Origin of the sequence: Streptomyces neyagawaensis (genome assembly GCF_023516595.1) — a bacterium.
Classification (GTDB): Bacteria; Actinomycetota; Actinomycetes; order Streptomycetales; family Streptomycetaceae; genus Streptomyces; species Streptomyces neyagawaensis.
On sequence record NZ_JAMGBG010000014.1, the window covers coordinates 1 to 19,680 of the forward strand.

Sequence of the window (19,680 nt, forward strand, 5' to 3'; positions counted from 1 at the left end):
GTAGTCGCGCAGGGAGACCAGGAGCCGGTAGCGGACCCGGCCGTCGTGCTCCTCCCGGACGAGCACGGACTTGTCGACGAGCCCGGCGACCGCGTCGAGCACGTCGGTCTTGGCGGCGAGGCCGGTTCCTGTGGCTCTGGCGGTTCCTGCGGTTCCTTCGGCTACGGCGACTCCAGCGGTACCGGCTACTCCGGCTACTCCGGCTACTCCGGCTACTCCGGCTACTCCGGCTGTACCAGCGGTGCCACCCTGGCCGGCGCCTACGTCACCGGTCCCGCCCTCACCGGTTCCGGCCCCACTGGCTTCGCCCCCACCGGTTCCGGTCCCGCCGCCCCCACCCCCGCCGGGCGCGTCGCCGCCGCATACGGCCTCGGCGGCGGCCAGGTCGAAGCCGCCGACGAACACCGACAGCCGGGCCCAGACCGCCTGTTCCTCGGGGGTGCACAGCTCGTGGCTCCAGTCGACGGCGGAGCGCAGCGTGCGGTGGCGGGGTGCGGAGGTCGGGCTGCCGCAGGTGAGCAACTGGTAGCGGTCGTCGAGGCGTTCGACGAGCTGGTCCACGCCGAGGGCGCGGACCCGGACGGCCGCGAGTTCGATGGCGAGCGGCAGCCCGTCGAGGCGCCGGCACAGCCGGGCCACGGCCCGCTGGTTGGCCGCGCCGACGGTGAAGCCGGGGACCACGGCCGCCGCCCGGTCCGCGAACAGCCGCAGCGCCGGGAACGTCTCGACGGCCTCGGGGCCGATGTCCTCCGCCGGGGGCGCGGGCAGCGGCGGCACCTCGAACAGCCGCTCCCCGGCGACCCCGAGCCGGTGCCTGCTGGTGGCGAGGATCCGTACGCCCTCGGTGGCCGCCAGCACGGTCCCGACGAGCGTGGCGCAACTGCGCGGCAGGTGCTCGCAGTTGTCGAGCACGATCAGTGACCGCCGGTCGCGCAGATACTCGACGAGGACGTCCAGCGGCGGCCGTACGGTCTCGTTGCGCACCCCGAGCGCGTCGTTCACTGCGTGCGGGACGAACGCCTCGTCCCGCAGCGCGGCCAACGGCACGAGCCACACACCGTCCGGGAAGGCCCGCGCGACCTGTTCCGCTACATGTGCGGCGAGCCGGGTCTTGCCCACCCCGCCGGGCCCCGTCAGCGTCAGCAGTCTCCCCGCCGACAGCAACCGTCTGACTTCCGCCGCCTCGTCCCGCCGCCCCACGAAGCTCGTCAGCTCCGCCGGGAAGCCGGAGGTGCGCCGCGACTCCGATCCGCCCACGACCCCGGTCACGCCCTCACTTGTGGTTCCCGTAACGGCTGTTGTAACCGTGAAGACCAGCCACCGGGCACGGGCGGGCCGCCCGGGAACCGGATTTGCCGCCGGTTCGGGTGAGCGACCGGAACCGTCCGAGGCGGGCGCCGGGCGGGGCCGGGCCGCGGCGTCAGCCCGTGGCGGCCGCCAGTACCGCCTCGACGACCCGCCCCACCGACTCCGGGTGCAGCCACAGGAACAGGTTCGGCTCGACGAGCTCCAGCTCCATGACGCACGGCCGCCCGTCCTGCCCGGTGACGAGGTCCACCCGCGCGTACAGCAGCTCCGGTTGCCCCGGTACCGCCTCCAACGCCCGCTGCGCCACGGCGAGTTCCTCCTCGGCGGGCGTCCAGTGCTCCAGGTCCGGGTGGGCCACCTTGTCCGCGTCGTAGGCCGTGCCCGGCGACAGCACCGCGCCCTTGCGGCTGGCGTGCAGCAGCCGGCCGCCGAAGAACTGCAGTGCCCGCTCCCCCTCGGTGTCGATGCCGGCCATGAACGGCTGCACCATCGCGGTGAGCCCCTCGGCGTGCATCCACTCGACATGCCGTACGGCGATCTCCCGCTGCTCCGACCCGACCCCGTAGCGGGCGGCGAACCGGGCCCCGGCCCCGGAGGTCGGCTTCACGACGTACTCGTGCGCGTCGGGCAGCTCCACCGCGTCGCCCGGCGCGAGATAGGAGGTCGGGACAACGGGCACCCCGGCCCGCGCGAGGTCGCCGAGGTACCGCTTGTCGGTGTTCCAGCGGACGACATCGGCCGGGTTGGCGAGCCGGGTGGCCCGGCCGCACTTCTCCACCCATGCCGTGAACTCGGCCGTCCGCCAGCTGTAGTCCCAGGTGGACCGGATGACGACGAGGTCGTGGGCCGACCAGTCCACGTCCGGGTCGTCCCAGTGCGGGGCCTGCGCCTCGGCACCGGCCGCCCGCAGCGCGCCCACCAGCACCGGCAGATCCCGGTCGGCACTGGCCTCCGCGCCGGGGTCGTAGGTGGCGAGTGCGATCCGGGGGGCGGCGGTGCGGGCCACGGGGACTCCGTTCTCGTACGGGGGCTCGTGCGGGGGCTCGTACATCCGTCCAGGCGTGGACGGTTGCTCGGACAGCCGGCTCTCCGGCGCAGGCTAACAACCGGGGGTGCCGAGCCGGGCGCCGGACCGGGTGCCGAGCCAGGCGCCGGACCGGGTGCCGAGCCAGGCGCCGGACCGGGTGCCGAGCCGGGCGCCGGACCGGGTTCCGGACCGGGTGCCGAGCCGGGCGCCGGGCCGGGCGCCGGTCGGCTCCCGCCGGGCCACCGGGCCCCACCGGTCACGGCACGGCGGGCCCGGTGATGAGCTTCCCCTTCGCGTCGTAGGGCCAGACGTTGGGGACGCAGCCCTTCATGCCCTTGATCTGCTGCATCATCGCGGGGGCGGGCTTGCCCCGGCCGGGGCAGCCGACATGGCCTTCGCCGAGGAAGTGGCCGACCTCGTGGTTGATGATGAGGGCGCGGTAGGCCGTGACGTCGTCGGCGTAGACGGGGGTGGCCAGCTCCCACCGCTTGAGGTTGACCATCACGTTGTCGTCGACGTTGCAGTTGACCTCGCCGCGGGTGTCGAGGCCGTACGCGCCGCAGATGTCGTCGACGGTGCCCGGCGTGGCGACCTTCACGACGAAGTCGGTGGTGCCGCCGGAGACCCGCTGGAACGCGGAGTCGCCGTCCGCCGTCCAGCCGCGCGGGTCGCCCAGGATGCGCTCCACCTCCTCGGCGACGTCGGCGGCGGACAGGGACAGCCCCTTCTCGACCTCGACGCGGTAGCGCAGGACCTTGCCGTCGCCCACCTTGGGGCCACTGCCGGGAGCCCTGGTGAAGGTGCCCGGCCCGGACTCGGGGATGGTGCGCCCGGACGGCGACGGCGAGGCGGAACCTCCGGAGGAACCGCCGGTCGAGGCCCCGGAGCCGCGGGAGCCGTGGGAGCCACCGCCGGCCGACTCGTCGGTCGACCCCTCGGTCGAGTCGCCGGCCGAACCGCCGGTCGAACCGCCCGTCGAGCGGCTCGGTGACGTACTGGGCGAGACGACGGGCCCGCGCTCGCCGTCGGCCCCGGTACCGGCACCCCCACCCGACGTGCGCCGGGACCGCTCCGGCCCGGGCTCGGCGGAGACGGTGGACCGGGCCCCGGCGGACTCGTCCCGGTCGGCGGATGTCCAGCCCACGGCCGCGAACCCGGCGGCACCGAGGACGGTGATCGCCCCCAGCCCGCCCCACAGCCGCCCGCGCCCCGGACGCCCCGCACCGGACCGCCCCTTCCCCCGGCGACCGTGGCGGGCCCGACGGCCCCGGCCCACACGCCCGTCGACCTCACCGCCGCCGCCCGCGCGGCCGTCGCTCCCGCCACCGTGGCCCTCACGGGCCGCGCCGACGCCGCTCTCGCCCGCGCCGCCGCTGCCCGAGCGGCCGTCGCTCTCCCGCCCCGTCTCGACGCCGTCCCCGGTGTCATCGGGTTCGCGGCTCCGGCCCCACCGTGCGGGGGCCTTGCGGCGGCGCCCGCCGCCCTTGGCCCGACGTCCGACGGGCTCAGCGGAGCCGCTCCGGCGGCGACGGTCAGGGGAAGGCGTTGCTCTGCGCTCGGTCATGTTCCTTCAGAGTGTGATCAGGTTGTGATCGGATGAGACCCATTCGATCACGAAACGATAACGGATGATCGGCATGGTTCCGAACCCGCGCTTGACCTTCACCTTTGGTCAAGCCCCAGCATCGAGAGCGGAACGAGGAACAGTCGGGGCAAGGTGAACCGGCGCGCACAAAGGGGGAGTTGTGGCCGAATCCGGAGCCATGCTGACGATCGGCGCGTTCGCGAAGGCGTGCCGGCTGTCACCCAAGGCACTGCGGCTCTACGACGAGCTGGACCTCCTGCGCCCCGCCCGGGTCGACCCGGACACCGGCTACCGCTACTACGCCACCGGGCAGTTGGAACAGGCCCGGCTGGTGGCGTGGCTGCGCCGCCTGGGCATGCCGCTCGCCCGTATCCGTACGGTGTGCGCACTGCAGCCCGCCGCCGCGGCCCGGGAGATCCGGGCGCACTGGGCCGGCGTCGAGGCCGACACGGCCGCCCGGCGCGAGCTGGCGGCGTTCCTCGTGGACCACCTCACCGACCCACCGGGAAGGAACACCACCATGCTGGAACTCCGTTACGCTGCTGCCTCCGACACCGGACGCGTGCGTGCCGCCAACCAGGACACCGCGTACGCCGGTGCCCGCCTCCTCGCCGTGGCCGACGGCTTCGGCCCCGGCGGGGCCCCCGTGAGCACGGCCGCCGTGGAGGCGCTGAAGATTCTGGAGCGCGCCCCTCTTCCGGCGGGCGACGTGCTGAACGTACTGGAGGACGCCGTACGGAACGCCACGGACGCCGTACGGGAGAGCGCGGCGACCGAGGACGACGGCACCACCCTGACCGCACTGCTGTGGACCGGCTCCCGGCTCGCCCTCGTCCACATCGGCGACTCCCGCGCGTATCTCCTGCGCGGCGGCGAACTGTTCCGGATCACCCATGACCACACCGTCGTCCAGTCCCTGGTCGACGAGGGCCGACTGACCCCCGAGGAGGCGGCGACCCATCCCCAACCCGCGCTGCTGCTGCGGGCGTTGACGGGCCGCGAGGACACCTCCACCCCGGATGTGCGACTGCGGGACGCGCACCCCGGCGACCGCTACCTCCTCTGCTCCGACGGCCTCTCCACGGTCGTCGCCGACCCGGACGTCCGACGGATCCTCACCTCGTCCGGGACCCCCGCGGCAGCCGTGGACGCCCTCGTCGCCGAGGCGAACGGGGCGGGCGGACCGGACAACGTCAGCTGCGTGGTGGCCGACGTGGTGGAGAGGTAGCGCCTCCGCTAGGAGTCCGTGTCCCCCGGGTCCCAGTCGAGGAGGCGGACCTTCGCGACCGTACGCACATGGCGGCGCATCGCGGAGGCCGCCTGCCGGGGCTCCCCGGCGGCGATGGCGTCGAGGATCGCCCGGTGCTGGGCGAGGGAACGGTCGGGGCGGCCCGGCTGGCGCAGCGACTCCGTGCGGCTCTCCGCGATCTGGTCGGCGATGGACCGCATGAACTCGGCGAGCAGACTGCTGTGCGCGGCGGCCGTGACCGCCGCGTGGAACAGCCGGTCGCCCTCCACGCCGTGCCCGTCCCGCTCGATCTCGCCGGCCATGTGCGCGAGGGCGTCCCGCATCGCCGTGAGGTCCTCCTCCGTGCGCCGCTCGGCGGCCAGTTCGGCGAGCTTGGTCTCCAGCGCCTCACGGGCGTCGAGGACGTCGGGCAGCCGCCGCCGGCGCTCGACCATCCGCTCCACCGGCTCGACGTCGAGGCTGTCGCGCACGAGATACGTGCCGCCGCCGTGCCGCGCCTCGACCAGCCCCTGGACCTCCAGCACCACGATCGCCTGCTTCACCGAGGCCCGGCTGACCCCCAGCCGCTGGGCCAGGTCCCGCTCGGGCGGCAACCGGTCACCGGCCTTCAGCCCGCCCTCGACGACGTACTGGCGCAGCCGGTCGAGCACCTGCTCGTAGAGGCGCTGCTTGGTCATGGGGCGCAGGGCGTCGGTCACGGAGTCCCCCTCTCGTTTCCGGAGGGTAACACCGGCGCGACCACGGTGGCCCGATGGCAAAGTGGCTGAGCCAATTCGCTGCGGGACCCCTTGACGGGGCACTCCGGGGGCCGCACGCTGACCCCTCACGAGTGGATGAGCCACTTAGCCACTGACCGCACCATTCAACCACTGACCGAGCCACTCGACCGTTCGCCTCCATCGCCCGCCCCCTCCCCCCAGCGACTTCCCCCGGGACCCAACGACGGGAGCCCGTATGTCCCCCGAGCTCATCTCGATCCTCGTCCTGGCCGTGGTGTTCGTCATCGCGACGACCCGCTCCGTGAACATGGGCGCCCTCGCCTTCGCCGCCGCCTTCGCGGTGGGCGAGCTGGTCGCCGACCTCGACGCGGACGGCATCTTCGCCGGCTTCCCCGGCGACCTGTTCGTCGTCCTCGTGGGCGTCACGTATCTCTTCGCCATCGCCCGCGCCAACGGCACGACCGACTGGCTGGTGCACGCCTCGATCCGTCTCGTACGGGGCCGGGTGGCGCTCATCCCGTGGGTGATGTTCTTCCTCACGGGCACGCTCACCGCGATCGGGGCGGTCAGCCCAGCAGCCGTGGCCATCGTCGCGCCCATCGCCCTCAGTTTCGCCGCGCGCTACGGCATCAGCCCCCTCCTGATGGGCGCGATGGTCGTCCACGGCGCCCAGGGCGGCGGCTTCTCCCCCATCAGCATCTACGGCACGATCGTCAACGGCATCGTCGAACGCGAGAAGCTCCCCGGCAGCGAGATCACCCTCTTCCTGACCTCCCTCGCCGCGAACCTCCTGATCGCGGGCGTGGTGTTCGTCCTCTTCGGAGGGCTGAAGCTGTGGGCGCGGGGTGCGAGCGCCCACCCTCCGACCGCCGAGCAGCGCACCCCGCCCCCGGTCGGCGCCACCACCGCTTCGCCGGAACGCGACGGCACCGAAGCCACGACCACCGGCCCGGCCACCGGCAGCGGAGCCACGGCCACCGCGACGGCCACCGGCAGGGGCAGCGATACGGGGACCCGCACCGGCACCGGCACCAGCACCAGCACCGACGTGGAAACCCCCCGGCTCACCCCCGCCCGGATCGCCACCCTCGCCGCCCTCCTCGCCCTGGTCGTCGCCGTCCTCGTGCTGGACCTGGACGCCGGTCTCACCGCCATCACACTCGCGGCCACCCTGAGCGCCGTCTGGCCGGACGACAGCCGCAAGGCCGTCAACCAGATCGCCTGGTCGACCGTCCTTCTCATCTGCGGCGTCCTCACCTACGTCGGCGTACTGGACGAGATGGGCACCATCACCTGGGCCGGCGAGGGTGTGAGCGGCATCGGCGTGCCCCTCCTCGCCGCCGTCCTGCTCTGCTACATCGGCGCCGTCGTCTCGGCCTTCGCCTCCTCCGTCGGCATCATGGGCGCCCTCATCCCACTCGCTGTACCGTTCCTGGCCCAGGGCGAGATCGGCGCGGTCGGCATGGTCGCCGCCCTCGCCATCTCCGCGACGGTGGTCGACGTCAGCCCGTTCTCCACGAACGGCGCGCTGGTGCTGGCCGCCGCGCCCGACGTCGACCGGGAGCGCTTCTTCCGCCAGCTGATGATCTACGGCGCGATCGTCGTGGCGGTGGTGCCGACGGTGGTGTGGCTGGTACTGGTCGTGCCGGGATTCGGGTAGGCCCCCACCGACCACCCAGACCCTCAGCCCCCGACCCTCAGCCCCCGACCCCCGACCCCCGACCCCCGACCCTCGGCCCCCGGCACTCACCCCTCGCCCCTCGCCCCTCGCCCCGCAACCCTGGCCCCTCACCCCCGGCGACGACCAAGGAGTACGACGCGTGTCCCCCCTCTTCCCGGACCTCACCCTGCCCGTCCCGCCCGACCGGCCCGCCCTCCGCTTCGGCGACCGTTCCCTCACCTACGCCGAGTTGGCCGCCGCGGCGGGCGCTCTCGCGCCCCGCCTGCGCGCGGCGGGGCGCGTGGCCGTGTGGGCGACGCCGACGCTGGAGACGGCGGTCGGCGTCGTCGCCGCGCTGCTCGCCGGGGTCACCGCCGTACCGCTCAACCCGAAGTCGGGCGACAGCGAACTCGGCCACATCGTGAAGGACAGCGCCCCCACCCTGATCCTGACGGCACCCGGCACCGAACTCCCCGCCGCACTGGGCGACTTGGCACGTGTGGACGTCGTTGATGTCGTTGACGTCGAGGGCGTAGAGGATGTCGCCGCCACCCCGGGCCGCACCGCCCCGTACGCCGTCGAGGACGTCCCGGACACCACCCCCGCCTTCGTCGTGTACACCTCCGGCACCACCGGTCCGCCCAAGGGCGCCGTGATCTCCCGCCGCGCCGTCGCGACCACCCTGGACGCCCTGGCGGACGCCTGGCAGTGGACCGGCGACGACGTCCTCGTCCACGCCCTGCCTCTGTTCCATGTGCACGGCCTGATCCTCGGCATCCTGGGCCCGCTGCGCCGCGGCGGCTCGGTGCGTCACCTGGGCCGGTTCGGCACCGAGGGCGTGGCCCGGGAGCTGAACGCGGGCGCGACCATGCTGTTCGGCGTACCGACGATGTACCACCGCATCGCCGAGGCCCTGCCCTCCGACCCGGACCTGGCGAAGGCCCTGGCCCGTGCGCGTCTGCTCGTCTCCGGTTCGGCGGCGCTGCCCGTGCACGACCACGAACGGATCGCGGCGGCCACCGGACGCCGGGTGATCGAGCGGTACGGCATGACGGAGACCCTCATGAACACCAGCGTCCGCGCGGACGGCGAACCCCGCGCCGGCACGGTCGGAGTCCCGCTGCCGGGCGTGGAGTTGCGGCTGGTGGAGGACGACGGCACCCCGCTCACCGCGTACGACGGGGAGTCGGTCGGCGAGATCCAGGTGCGGGGCCCGAACCTCTTCACCGAGTACCTCAACCGCCCCGACGCGACCGCCGCCGCGTTCACCGCGGACGGCTGGTTCCGCACCGGCGACATGGCGGTCCGCGACCCCGACGGCTACGTCCGCATCGTCGGCCGCAAGGCCACCGACCTCATCAAGAGCGGCGGTTACAAGATCGGCGCGGGCGAGATCGAGAACGCGCTCCTCGAACACCCGGCGGTGAAGGAGGCCGCGGTCACCGGCGCGCCCGACCCCGACCTCGGCGAGCGCGTGGTCGCCTGGATCGTCCCCGCGGACCCCGGCGCCCGCCCCACCCCCGAGGAGCTGGCCGCGCACGTGGCCGCGAGGCTCGCTCCCCACAAGCGGCCCCGGACGGTCCACTACCTCGGTTCCCTCCCCCGCAACGACATGGGGAAGATCATGAAGCGGGCGCTGAAGACGGATGACTGACCGCCGCTTCTCGGCCCGCGAGGCCATCGCGTTCCTCACCGACGACTTCACCCGCCTTCCCGCCCCGCCGAAGGAGTACGCCGCCGACGGCCCCCTCGCCTGGCAGGGCTACGACGTGGCCCGCGCCCGCGCCGCCGAACGCACGGGCGAGGAGGAGTCGGTGGTGTGCGGCGTGGCGACGATCGGCGTGGCAACGAATGGCACGCCGACGCCCCCGCCACCCTCATCACCCCCGTCACCCCCGTCACCCCCGTCACCCCCGTCACCCCCGTCACCGGCCTCCGCCTCCGCCTCCGCCCGCACTCCCGCCCCCGCCGGGCCGGCGGGGGCGGTCCGTGCCGTCCTCATCGCCTTCGAGTTCGGCTTCCTCGGGGGCTCCCTCGGCGAACGCACCGGAGACCGGCTGGAGTCGGCGTACCGGTACGCGCGGGAGCACCGTCTGCCGGTCGTGTCGCTGGTGGCGACCGGCGGCAGCCGCATGCAGGAGGGCATGCGCGCGCTCACCCAACTCCAGCGGGTGGCCCGCCAGTCGGCCCTCACCCGCGCGGCGGGCCTCCCCCAGATCGCCGTACTCCGCGACCCCACGACGGGCGGCGGCTGGGCCACCCTGGGCGCCGGCGCCGATGTCGTCCTCGCGCTCCCCGCCGCCCAGGTCGGCTTCGCCGGCTCCCGGGTCCGCCCGCCGAACGCCGACCCCGCCGCGTACACGGCCGAGGCGCAGCGGGATGCGGGCGCCGTGGACGCGATCGTGGCCGCCGAGCACCTCCGCGAGACCCTGGCCCGCTGGCTCCGCCTGCTGACCGCCCCCTCGACGGCCCCGGCCCCGCCCCCGCCCCCGCCCCACCTGCCGACTCCGGCCACGCCCCACCTGCTGACGCCGGCGGCGACGCCGGCCCCGAGTGTCCCGCCCCGGAGTGACCCGCGTCCTCTCCCCGCCACCGGCTGGGAAGCCGTGGAGCGGGCCCGCTCCCCCCGCCGCCCGCGCGCCGAGGCCTACCTGGACGCCTACTTCACGCACCGCACGGCCATCAGCGGCGACCGGGCGGGCGGCACCGACCCCGGCATGTTGTGCGGGTTCGGCGAGCACGAGGGCCGGACGATCGCCTACGCGGCCCAGTGCGGCACGGCCACCCGCCCGGCGGGCTACCGGACCGCCGCCCGTCTGATCCGCCTGGCGGACCGGCTCGGCATCCCCGTGCTGACGCTCGTCGACACCCCCGGCGCGGCGAACGACGCCGAGGCGGAACGCGAGGGCGCGGGCGCGGCCATCGCCGACCTGTTCACAGCCGTCGCCACCGCTCGCACCCCCGTCACCACCCTCGTCATCGGCGAGGGCGGGTCGGGCGGTGCCCTCGCCCTCGCCGCCCCCGGCAACACCTGGGCCACCCCCGACAGCTACTTCTCGGTGATCGCCCCCGAACTGGCCGCCGCGATCCTCAAACGGCCGGAGAGCCAGGTCAGGGCCACGGCCGACGAACTCCGCATCCGCCCGCAGGACTTGGTGGACCTGGGGGTGATCCAGGGCATCACGAGCCCGGTGACCGGAGGGTGACGGGCGGGCGACCGGAGGGCTACCGGGGTGGCCGGCGGCGGGCGACCGAGGTGACCGACTGGCGACCCAGGTGACCGGCTGGCTACCCAGGTGACCGGGTGTCACAGAAACCACCCGTCCAGCCGCACCCCACCCGGCCCACCCCAGCGGGCATCCGGCGGCCCGCCCGCGCACGATGCAAGGGAACCAGGGAACCGCCGCCCGGCGGCCCGCACGGCCCGTGCTCTCGGGAGGATCCGCCGCCATGACGACCATGACCGCCAGTCTGGAGCAGCTGCGTCGCTGCCATTTCGCCGTCGACCTGGGTGCGGCACGGACCCGTGTCTATGTGAAGGGCGCGGGTCTGGTGGTGGACCAGCCGAGCGTGGCCGCCGTGAACACGAGGACGGGCGCGCTGATCGCCGTCGGTGAGTTCGCGGAGAAGATGACGGGCCGTACACCCCACTACATCCGCGTCGCCCGGCCCGTCTCCGGTGGCACGGTGGTGGACATCGACATGGCCCAGCGGATGCTGCGCCAACTGCTCGGCGACAAGGTCCGCCGCACCCTGCGCCGCAAGCCCGTACTCCGGGCGGCGGCCTGCACCCCGCACGACGCGGACCCCCTCGCCCAGCGCGCCACGATCGAGACGCTGGTGGGTCTGGGGGCGCGCCGGGTGGAACTGGTGGACACGCTGATCGCGGCCGCGGTCGGCTGCGGTCTGCCCGTGGAGCAGCCCGAGGCGACCATGATCATGGTGTGCGGCGCGGCGGCCACCCAGCTCGCCGTGCTCTCCCTGGGCTCGGTGGTCAACGCCGTGCGCATCCCGGTGGGCGGCGAGGCCATCGACCACGCGATCGTGCAGCACCTGCGGCTGCGGCACGAGCTGACCCTGCCCAGCCAGTCGGTACGGCCGCTCCAGTTGGCCCTGTCCGGCAACGGCCTCACCCCGCACGGCCCCGCGTCCACGGAGATCCACGGCCTGGACGTGGCGACGGGTCTCGCCCGTTCCGTGCAGGTCGACACGGCGGCCGTGCGCGACGCCATCCAGACCCCGCTGACCGCGGTCGTCGACGGCATCGGCAAGGTCCTGCGCGACTGCCCGCCCGACCTGGTGGCCGACCTCGCCGACCGCGGCATCATGATGGTCGGCGGCAGCGCGCTGCTCCCCGGCTTCGACCAGATGCTGCGACACGCGACGGGCATGCCGGTGGCGATCGCCGAGAGACCGGACGTCTGCGCGGCCCTCGGAGTCGGCGCGATGCTGGAGGGCCGCCTCGAACCCATCTCCCTGGACCCGGTGGGCGACTGAGCGACCGCGGCGGCGCACGCCCCCTCCGTCCCCGGCCGTTCCGCCGGGCGACGACGGGACGGTGGACGGACGACCGACGGCGAGCTGGGTGCGGCAGACGACCGGTGGCGGACGGTGGGGGACGACCAGCGGTTGACGGACGCGGACGGCGAGCTGGGTGCGGCGGGCGACGGACGACGGGCGGTGACGGACGACCGGCGGACGGCGAGCAGCCGGCAGCGAGCGATGGGTGACGAACGAACGACCGGCGAACCGATAGCGGCCCGCAGCCAACGGCCGGCGGCTGGCGGCCGGCGCCCAGCAACCGGCAGCGGCAGCGGCAGCGGCAGCGGCAGCGGCAGCGGCAGCGGCAGCGGCAGCGGCAGTATTCGGGGCACGCGGGGGCGGTCGGCAGAGGACCGGTCCCCCGCCCGTCGCCCCCGTGAGCCCACGACGCCCCACCGAACACCCGTACGCGTCGTTCTCGCTGAAGTCCCCCGCCGCTAGGGTGGGTTGGATGACCGCGGCCACGGAGGTGAGCGCACGGATGCCAGGGCCCGTGACCTGGATCGGCATCACCGGACACCGGCAGATCCCGGAGGCCGCCCTGTCCGCCGTACAGTCCGGCATCCGGTCGGAACTGCGGAACCGTCCGACGGCCCGGGCCCTCAGCAGCCTCGCCGCCGGAGCCGACCAGTTGTTCGCGGAGATCGCCCTGGACTGCGGTGTCCCGCTGACGGCCGTGATCCCCGGCATGGACTACGAGACCCACCTGGGCGGCGACGAGGTACGGGCGGCGTACCGCCGGCTCCTCAAGTGCTGCGCGGAACGCGTGGAGCTGCCGTACGAAAGCACGCACGACGAGGCGTACTACGCGGCGGGCCGTTACATCGTCGACCACGCGGACCGCATGGTCGCCGTCTGGGACGGCGCCCCGGCCCGCGGCCTGGGCGGCACGGCCGACATCGTCGCGTACGCGCGGCGGACGGGCGTCCCGGTGACGGTGCTGTGGAGCCCCGGAGTACGCCGAGCCTGACGCATCGGCAACGGTGCCCTCACAGGACCCGAACCACCCGAGCCGGGACCTCGAACGGCCCAAGCCCAGGACTTCGAACCACCCGAGCCGAGGCCCCCAACCGCCTCGCTCAGAACCCGAACCGAACGCGCTCGGAACCCCTCCCACCCGCGCTCAGGACCCGAACCGCACAAGCCAGTCCGTGTGCTGGGGGGAGACCAGGCGTTCGGCCTCGGCGACGGCGTCGGCCCAGCCGTCCTCGGTGACCGTGGTGCCCATGGCGACGCGATGCGTGTCGAGGTCCTGTTCGACGAGCTTGTGGGCGTAGGTGAGGGGGCGGTGCCGGCGGACCTCCTGCCAGGCCACACCGGCCGCGGCGGCGGCACTGAGCACGCCGGTCGGGTCCCAGCGGCTGCCGATCGCCCCGAGGGCGCGCAGTACGGCGGTGATCAGGGCCAGCCCGGTCAGCGTGGTCGTGACGCCGGACCAGCGTACGGATGCCTGGTGGGCCTGCCCGGCCTTGCCTCCGTACCAGGCCAGTTGCTCCAGCACCCGGTCCCGGAGGTAGATGTCCCGCCGCGCGGCGAACCGCTTGGCGCGCACGGCCCGCATCCGGGGGGTGATCTGTCCGAGCCCGAGTTCGGCGGAGCTCTCCCGCGGGTCGTCCCACCCCACCTTCCGCAGCTCGCTCAGCCGCTCCTCCAGCCGTTCGGCGAAGAGCGCCTCGGGGTTGACGAGCCGTGAGTGGAAGGGACCGCCGTGCACCATGTACTGCCAGGCCAGAGACTTGATCACCTCGGCGGCGGCACGATGCGCCTGCCAGTGCGCCCGGGCCCGGCGCCGGGAGGCGTGGATCCCGATGGCGATGGTCGCGGCGTACAGCACGGCCGCGACGGCGGACGGTATCCGACTCCCCATCCGCTCCGCGAGCGAGGCGGTCCCGGTGGCCAGCAGCAGCGCGAACAACTGCGTCCGTACGATCTTGAACGACTCCCCCTGATGGACCAGCGCGAGCTGATCGCACACATGGAACAACGGGGGTAAATCACGATCACTCACCGTGGTGCTCGGGCCGGGCGCGGCAGCCATAGGAGGACCTCGCACAGATGTCTGGAGGCAACGGGCAGATCATGCTCTCGTCAATCCGGGAACTCCACCAGAGCGCCACGTCTTATCTTCCGAACTCCTCTACTCCTGGCGTCCGCGCCCGTCAACAAGGCGTGAACGGCCTGAGCGAGACGTGCCGCGCCTGCCCGGTCGTGAAGTCCTGCGGTGGCGGGCTCTACGCCCACCGATACAGCGACGAGCGCGTTCGACAACCCCTCCGTTCTTCTGCACCGACCTCCGAGCGCTCGTCGAGGGCGTCGCCGAGCGCATCACCGAACGCGCCCTGGTCCCGTCCGTCACCGGAATCGAGGAACTCCGTCCGGCCCAGACCGAGCTGAGCCGACTGCTCGTGGCCGATGCGCACCGGCGCCTCGCCGGCCGCCCCGACTGGGACACCGCCTGGGAGGGGTTGCTGGGGCTGAACGAAGGCGAGACGAACCCCGCGGTGCTCGACGTGGTCCTCTCCCACACCTATTTGAGTCCCTCCCTGCTGGGAACCTCGGACATGCAGGGGTGGGTGCCCAGGCTCATGTCGACGGTCGTCGCAGCCTCGGTGCGGGCCGGCGCGGAGACGACCCTCAGTTGGGACGAGCCGTCCGCCGAGGTGTACCTCCCGACCCTCGGGACGGTGTCGCTGCCGCAGCGCGGTCAAGTCGATTTCGTGGTCGCAGACCATGACTTCCGGTGCCGCGTGCTGAGCGGTGGCTCCGAACCGCCGCTGGAGTGGCGGCCCTTGATGAGGGCCTCCCCGGCGGACGGGCCGTCGCTGCTCATCGACGACGCCGATCCGTGCAGGGCCTGCTTCGGCGCATCGCTCACCGGCCCACTGAGCCCCAGTGATCTCGCGCTCTTCTGCAAGGGGCTCCAGGCCGCCCACGATCTGTTGGACGAGCGCCGCCCCGGCCTGCGCGACAGTGCCAACGTCCTCTTCGCCACCACAGTGACCCCCCTCCCGGAGGGCTCCGGGCTGAGGATCGATCAATTCTCCGTCGACGAAGAACTGAGGCGGGCCCGACACGCCCTCGAAAGCCTGACTGCACTTTCCGCAGGAGAACTCACCGAAAATGGAAGGCACTTGGTCCGAGAACTGAACGAGGAATGGCGAGCCCTCCATGACTGATACCACTCATTCCCGGAATCTTCTGCACCGGCTTCAGAGCACTCTGACCGAGCTGGGTGTCCGGCCGGGTGCCATCCTCATGGTGCACTCCGCCCTGGGCGGCACCGGTCTCGGCGCAGCCGCCGTACGTGACGTGCTGCTGCGTGTCCTGGGCCCGGAAGGCACGCTCGTCGTCCCCGCGTTCACCCCGGAGAATTCCGACACGTCTCGCGAGTACCGCCGGAGGGTCGAGGGCATGACGGAGCGCGAGAGGGCCGAACTCCGTGCCTCCATGCTGCCGTTCGAGCGGAACAGCACCCCCTGCCCAGCCATGGGTGCCCTCGCTGAATGCGTACGGAGCACACCGGGCGCGGTCCGCAGTGCCCACCCGCAGACCTCGTTCGCCGCGCTCGGGCCACGTGCCCTGGAATTGCTCTCCGGCCACGATCCGTACTGCCACCTCGGTGAAAGCTCCCCCATGGCACGGCTGTACGAGGCCGAAGCGCAGACGCTGCTGCTGCGTGTGGGGTTCGAGGTGTGCAGCGCCTTCCACCTCGCCGAGTACCGGATGACTCCTCCTCTCCCGCGGAGGACGTACCGCTGCGTGGTGGAGGAGAAGGGCAATTGGATCGAGTACGACGATCTCGACCTCTATGACGGGGACTTCGGCGAAATCGGATCACGGTTACCACGCGGCCTGTACGAGGAGCGCGAATGGGCCGGGCGACGCACCGTACTCATCGGCGTACACGACGCGGTTGACACAGCGAGCGCTCTGATGTCCAGATGTCGCAGAGCGTGAATCGCGCCATCCGGACCGCGCCGACACACCCTGCCAAGGTGACGAGGGGCGGCAGGTCAAGGCCGAACCCGAGCGCACCCTCCCATTGATCTTGATCGCGGCCGCCCACCGACTTCCGGATTGCCGGGCCCCCACCCTCCCGCCGTGCACCAGCGCGGGTCCCAACGCGCGAGGAGAACCACGACGGCCCGGTCCGTGGACGCATCATCACCTTCTACTCGTACAAGGGCGGTACGGGCCGCACGATGGCCATGGCCAACAAGGCGTGGATCCTCGCCGCCGACGGCAAGCGCGTGCTGGCGGTCGACTTGGATCTGAAGGCACCGGGTCTGCACCGGTTCTTCGAACCGTTCCTCGACCCCGACGCGGCGGCCGCGACTTCCGGCATCATCGGCATCATCACCGAGTACTCCTGGGCGGCCACCACGAGCGAGCCCCGCTCCGTGCCGTGGCACCTGGACTACGCCCGTGTCGAAGAGCACGACACCTCCCTCGACCCGAACGGTTCGGGCCTGTCCTTCCCGGACGGCGGCACCCTCGACTTCCTTGCCGCGGGACGGCTGAACCGGGAGTACTCGGCGACCGTCTCGTCGTTCGAGTGGGACAACTTCTACGAACGGCTCGGCGACGACGACGCCTGGGGCCTCGACGAGGAGACCTACTGCCGCCGCAGGGACGTCCTCGGCCCCGACCACCCGTACACGCTGCCATCGGCCGCGAGACTCGGCCGTGACCTGCGCGAGGTGGCCGGTACACGGACTCGGTAGCCCTCTGTCAGAGGCGTACGAGGCGCACAAACGGGTGCTGGGCAAAGACTTCCCCGGAACCCTGAGCTGCGCCAAGTCGCTGACCGTGTCGCTGAGACGAGCGGGGGACCTCGATATCGCGAAGCGGCTGACGCGCGCGACTCGGGATCGGTACCGCAAGCAGTACGACGGGGCCCACACCCCGGACACCCCGGCCTGCGACCTGAACTGGGCGACGGACCTGTACGCCGCCAACGAGCGCGAGGAGGCGAGGCAGATCGCGCTGGCCACGCTGGCGGAGTACGTGCGGGTGCCGGGGGGAAGGTCATCCGTACACCCAGGCCCGCGCTCAACAACCTCGGTACCTACCACTTGGCCTGCGGGAACGCCGGGGAAGGAGGCGGTGTTCCAGCGGGTGACGCACCGGATGGCGGACGTTCTGGGCGATCAGCATCCGCACGCCCTCCTCTGTCAGGCCAACTACACAACATCCTCACGGAACAAGGCCGGTACGGGGAGGCGTGGGCCTGGAGGAGCCGACCCGGGCCGCACTCCAGCAGGTACTGGGCTCGCACCATCCGGAGGCGCTGCAGAGCCGTCAGTGGGGCGAGGCCAACGGCATCTCCCACCTCGTCGCCCAGGAACGCCGCGTCTACCGCGATCTGTAGCCACTGACGGTCTGAGGGAGGTCGACTCAAGGACGGGGGTGGGAGCGGGCGTGCTCGTGCACCGCATCCGCCCGTAGGCCCGTCACGGACCGCCGGGCTCCACCACCGGACAGAGGGATGCCGACTACCGCGGGCGCAACGCCGGGTGCCCATCGCCCCGACCGCGTCGGCGGAGTCGCAGGCGAGCCGCAGCTGGATAGGACCGACGCATGCCTTGACTTCGCCATCCCCGCCCGTCAGATTCGAGGCTCCGCACCCCACCCGGGACACACGGCAGACGTGTGTCCGCCGGGAAACAGCACGGCCACCCACCCCTTCACCAGGCTGGAGCGACCTGCATGCCCAAGAGCGCGGACCCCCACAGACGTACGACCGTACCGGTCGCAGCCCCGTCGCGGCGGCGTGTGCTCGGGGCCGCCGCCGGGGCCGGGGCCGCCGTGGCGGCCGGGGGGCTCGGCGGTACGGCCGTCGCGGCGGAATCGGCTGCCGCCCCTCCCCTGCTCGGCACCTACGACGTCGTCGTCATCGGCTCCGGTGCCGCCGGGATGACCGCCGCGCTGACGGCGGCCAAGAAGGGGCTGAGCTGTGTCGTCGTGGAGAAGGCACCGACCTTCGGGGGGTCGGCGGCCCGTTCCGGCGCGGGGATCTGGCTGCCCAACAACAGCGTCATCAAGGCCGCCGGTGTGCCCGACACCCCGGCCAAGGCCGCCCAGTACCTCGCGGCCGTGGTCGGCGGCGACGTGCCGGCCGACCGGCAGAAGGCGTTCCTTGACCACGGCCCCGCCATGCTCTCCTTCGTCATGGCGAACAGCCCGCTCAGGTTCCGCTGGATGGAGGGGTACAGCGACTACTACCCGGAGCTGCCCGGCGGTCTGCCGAACGGCCGCTCCATCGAGCCCGACCAGCTCGACGGGAACGTGCTGGGCGCCGAACTCGCCCGCCTGAACCCGGCGTACCTGGCCACCCCGCCCGGCATGGTCGTCTTCAGCGCCGACTACAAGTGGCTCGCCCTGACCGCCGTGAGCGCCAAGGGGCTCGCCGTCGCCACCGAGTGCCTCGCGCGCGGCACCAAGGCCGCGCTGCTCGGGCAGAAGCCGCTCACCATGGGCCAGGCCCTGGCGGGCGGACTGCGCGCCGGGCTCCTCTCCGCAGGCGTACCGGTGTGGCTCGACACCCCGCTGACCGACCTGCACATCGAGAACGGGGCGGTCACCGGGGCCGTCGTCACCCGCGCCGGCGCCCCCGGACTGCTGCGCGCCCGGCGCGGCGTCATCGTCGGCTCCGGCGGCTTCGAGCACAACGCCGCCATGCGCGAGCAGTACCAGGAGCCGCCCGTCGCCCACTGGTCCGTGGGCGCCAAGGAGAACACCGGCGACGGCATCCGAGCCGGTCAGCGCGCGGGCGCCGATGTGGCGCTGATGGACGACGCCTGGTGGGGGCCGGCCGTCGACACACCGGGGCAGCCGTGGTTCTGCCTCGCCGAACGCACCCTCCCCGGCGGCCTGTTGGTCAACGCGGCGGGTGCCCGGTTCGTCAACGAGGCCGGGCCGTACAGCGATGTCGTCCACACGATGTACGAGCGCGACACCCCGTCCGCCCGGCACATCCCGGCCTGGCTGATCGTCGACCAGAACTACCGCAACCGGTACCTGTTCAAGGACATCGTGCCGACGTTCCCGTTCCCCGCCGACTGGTACGACGCCGGGGCCGTCCACAAGGCGTGGTCGCTGGACGCGCTCGCCTCGGCGATCGGCGTCCCCGCGGGCGCGCTCCGCGCCACCGTCGACCGTTTCAACTCCCTGGCCCGGCAGGGCGACGACACCGACTTCGGGCGCGGCGACAGCGCCTACGACCACTACTACACGGACCCGTCCGTGCAGCCCAACTCCTGTCTGGCGCCGCTGTGGCTGCCGCCTTACTACGCCCTGCGCATCGTCCCCGGCGACCTCGGCACCAAGGGCGGGCTCCTCACCGACGCCCGCGCCCGCGTGCTGCGCCCGGACGGTTCGGTGATCCGCGGCCTGTACGCGGCGGGCAACGCCAGCGCGGCGGTGATGGGCCGCAGTTACGCGGGGGCCGGCTCGACGATCGGGCCCGCGATGACCTTCGGTTACGTGGCGGCGCTGGACCTCGCGGGGGGACTCTAATCGTTCATGACCTCAGCGCTCTTCACAGGGCGCTCTATCTGGTGGCGGCTCGGCTTCCTCGATTCCGCATGG

Annotated in this window: 16 protein-coding genes and 1 pseudogene; 11 read left to right on the top strand and 6 right to left on the bottom strand. The window is 72.9% G+C overall.

Going from position 1 to position 19,680, the window contains the following annotated elements:
* The 4 genes from M8J73_RS09725 to M8J73_RS09740 all read right to left on the bottom strand — a co-directional run.
* On the bottom strand, positions 1-1,269 hold a 1,269-nt coding region (locus M8J73_RS09725), incomplete at its 3' end, for an ATP-binding protein (RefSeq protein WP_249828480.1).
* A 151-nt stretch (positions 1,270-1,420) separates the two neighbouring features.
* Positions 1,421-2,314, bottom strand: coding sequence for an ATP-grasp domain-containing protein (locus M8J73_RS09730; RefSeq protein ID WP_055543355.1), 894 nt, complete (start codon positions 2,312-2,314; stop codon positions 1,421-1,423).
* A 93-nt stretch (positions 2,315-2,407) separates the two neighbouring features.
* On the bottom strand, positions 2,408-2,578 hold the full coding sequence (locus tag M8J73_RS09735) for a hypothetical protein (RefSeq protein ID WP_249828481.1): 171 nt from the start codon (positions 2,576-2,578) through the stop codon (positions 2,408-2,410).
* A 13-nt stretch (positions 2,579-2,591) separates the two neighbouring features.
* Positions 2,592-3,512, bottom strand: coding sequence for a DUF3152 domain-containing protein (locus M8J73_RS09740; RefSeq protein WP_249828488.1), 921 nt, complete (start codon positions 3,510-3,512; stop codon positions 2,592-2,594).
* A 586-nt stretch (positions 3,513-4,098) separates the two neighbouring features.
* Between M8J73_RS09740 and M8J73_RS09745 the strand changes: the two genes are divergently transcribed.
* On the top strand, positions 4,099-5,148 hold the full coding sequence (locus tag M8J73_RS09745; protein WP_055541301.1) for a MerR family transcriptional regulator: 1,050 nt from the start codon (positions 4,099-4,101) through the stop codon (positions 5,146-5,148).
* An 8-nt stretch (positions 5,149-5,156) separates the two neighbouring features.
* Here the strand turns inward: M8J73_RS09745 and M8J73_RS09750 are convergent, their stop codons facing one another.
* Complete coding sequence (locus tag M8J73_RS09750) at positions 5,157-5,867, bottom strand: FadR/GntR family transcriptional regulator (RefSeq protein WP_249828482.1); 711 nt, start codon at positions 5,865-5,867, stop codon at positions 5,157-5,159.
* A 256-nt stretch (positions 5,868-6,123) separates the two neighbouring features.
* Between M8J73_RS09750 and M8J73_RS09755 the strand changes: the two genes are divergently transcribed.
* The 5 genes from M8J73_RS09755 (at position 6,124) to M8J73_RS09775 (ending at position 13,060) form a co-directional block, all read left to right on the top strand.
* Complete coding sequence (locus M8J73_RS09755; protein WP_249828483.1) at positions 6,124-7,548, top strand: SLC13 family permease; 1,425 nt, start codon at positions 6,124-6,126, stop codon at positions 7,546-7,548.
* Positions 7,549-7,708: 160 nt separating this feature from the next.
* On the top strand, positions 7,709-9,202 hold the full coding sequence (locus M8J73_RS09760) for an acyl-CoA synthetase (RefSeq protein ID WP_249828484.1): 1,494 nt from the start codon (positions 7,709-7,711) through the stop codon (positions 9,200-9,202).
* Complete coding sequence (locus M8J73_RS09765; protein WP_249828485.1) at positions 9,195-10,754, top strand: carboxyl transferase domain-containing protein; 1,560 nt, start codon at positions 9,195-9,197, stop codon at positions 10,752-10,754. The genes M8J73_RS09760 and M8J73_RS09765 overlap by 8 nt, the downstream gene beginning before the upstream one ends.
* A gap of 253 nt (positions 10,755-11,007) precedes the next feature.
* On the top strand, positions 11,008-12,045 hold the full coding sequence (locus M8J73_RS09770; RefSeq protein WP_249828489.1) for a rod shape-determining protein: 1,038 nt from the start codon (positions 11,008-11,010) through the stop codon (positions 12,043-12,045).
* A gap of 496 nt (positions 12,046-12,541) precedes the next feature.
* Positions 12,542-13,060, top strand: a complete 519-nt coding sequence (locus tag M8J73_RS09775; protein ID WP_240500918.1) for a hypothetical protein — start codon at positions 12,542-12,544, stop codon at positions 13,058-13,060.
* Positions 13,061-13,213: 153 nt separating this feature from the next.
* On the opposite strand, the gene M8J73_RS09780 is transcribed toward M8J73_RS09775, so the two are convergent.
* The gene (locus tag M8J73_RS09780; RefSeq protein WP_055536928.1) at positions 13,214-14,128 is read right to left on the bottom strand and encodes a DUF4231 domain-containing protein; all 915 of its coding nucleotides are present in this window, start codon (positions 14,126-14,128) and stop codon (positions 13,214-13,216) included.
* 151 nt (positions 14,129-14,279) lie between these two features.
* Here M8J73_RS09780 and M8J73_RS09785 point away from each other — a divergent pair, with 151 nt between their 5' ends.
* The 5 genes and pseudogenes from M8J73_RS09785 to kstD all read left to right on the top strand — a co-directional run bounded on the left by M8J73_RS09785 (position 14,280) and on the right by kstD (position 19,608).
* Positions 14,280-15,266: an HEXXH motif-containing putative peptide modification protein gene (locus M8J73_RS09785; RefSeq protein ID WP_107423895.1), complete on the top strand. Its 987-nt coding sequence runs from the start codon at positions 14,280-14,282 to the stop codon at positions 15,264-15,266.
* Positions 15,259-16,047 (top strand): AAC(3) family N-acetyltransferase, encoded by a 789-nt coding sequence (locus M8J73_RS09790; RefSeq protein ID WP_055536925.1) that lies wholly within the window; start codon positions 15,259-15,261, stop codon positions 16,045-16,047. Before M8J73_RS09785 ends, M8J73_RS09790 begins: the two co-directional genes overlap by 8 nt.
* A gap of 203 nt (positions 16,048-16,250) precedes the next feature.
* Positions 16,251-16,673, top strand: a pseudogene (locus tag M8J73_RS09795) (nucleotide-binding protein); the annotation flags it as partial.
* A gap of 641 nt (positions 16,674-17,314) precedes the next feature.
* Positions 17,315-17,461: a hypothetical protein gene (locus tag M8J73_RS09800; protein WP_157873040.1), complete on the top strand. Its 147-nt coding sequence runs from the start codon at positions 17,315-17,317 to the stop codon at positions 17,459-17,461.
* 338 nt (positions 17,462-17,799) lie between these two features.
* A complete protein-coding gene (gene kstD / locus M8J73_RS09805) occupies positions 17,800-19,608 on the top strand; it encodes a 3-oxosteroid 1-dehydrogenase (RefSeq protein WP_055536923.1) in 1,809 nt (602 codons plus the stop codon).
* The last annotated feature ends 72 nt before the right edge of the window (positions 19,609-19,680 follow it).

Bases quoted from the DNA above. Each gene is read 5' to 3' on its own strand.
- M8J73_RS09755 (WP_249828483.1), top strand. From the start codon at position 6,124: ATGTCCCCCGAGCTCATCTCGATCCTCGTCCTGGCCGTGGTGTTCGTC.
- M8J73_RS09780 (WP_055536928.1), bottom strand. From the start codon at position 14,128: ATGGCTGCCGCGCCCGGCCCGAGCACCACGGTGAGTGATCGTGATTTA.
- M8J73_RS09775 (WP_240500918.1), top strand. From the start codon at position 12,542: ATGACCGCGGCCACGGAGGTGAGCGCACGGATGCCAGGGCCCGTGACC.
- M8J73_RS09765 (WP_249828485.1), top strand. From the start codon at position 9,195: ATGACTGACCGCCGCTTCTCGGCCCGCGAGGCCATCGCGTTCCTCACC.
- M8J73_RS09790 (WP_055536925.1), top strand. From the start codon at position 15,259: ATGACTGATACCACTCATTCCCGGAATCTTCTGCACCGGCTTCAGAGC.
- M8J73_RS09745 (WP_055541301.1), top strand. From the start codon at position 4,099: ATGCTGACGATCGGCGCGTTCGCGAAGGCGTGCCGGCTGTCACCCAAG.
- M8J73_RS09770 (WP_249828489.1), top strand. From the start codon at position 11,008: ATGACCGCCAGTCTGGAGCAGCTGCGTCGCTGCCATTTCGCCGTCGAC.
- kstD (WP_055536923.1), top strand. From the start codon at position 17,800: ATGCCCAAGAGCGCGGACCCCCACAGACGTACGACCGTACCGGTCGCA.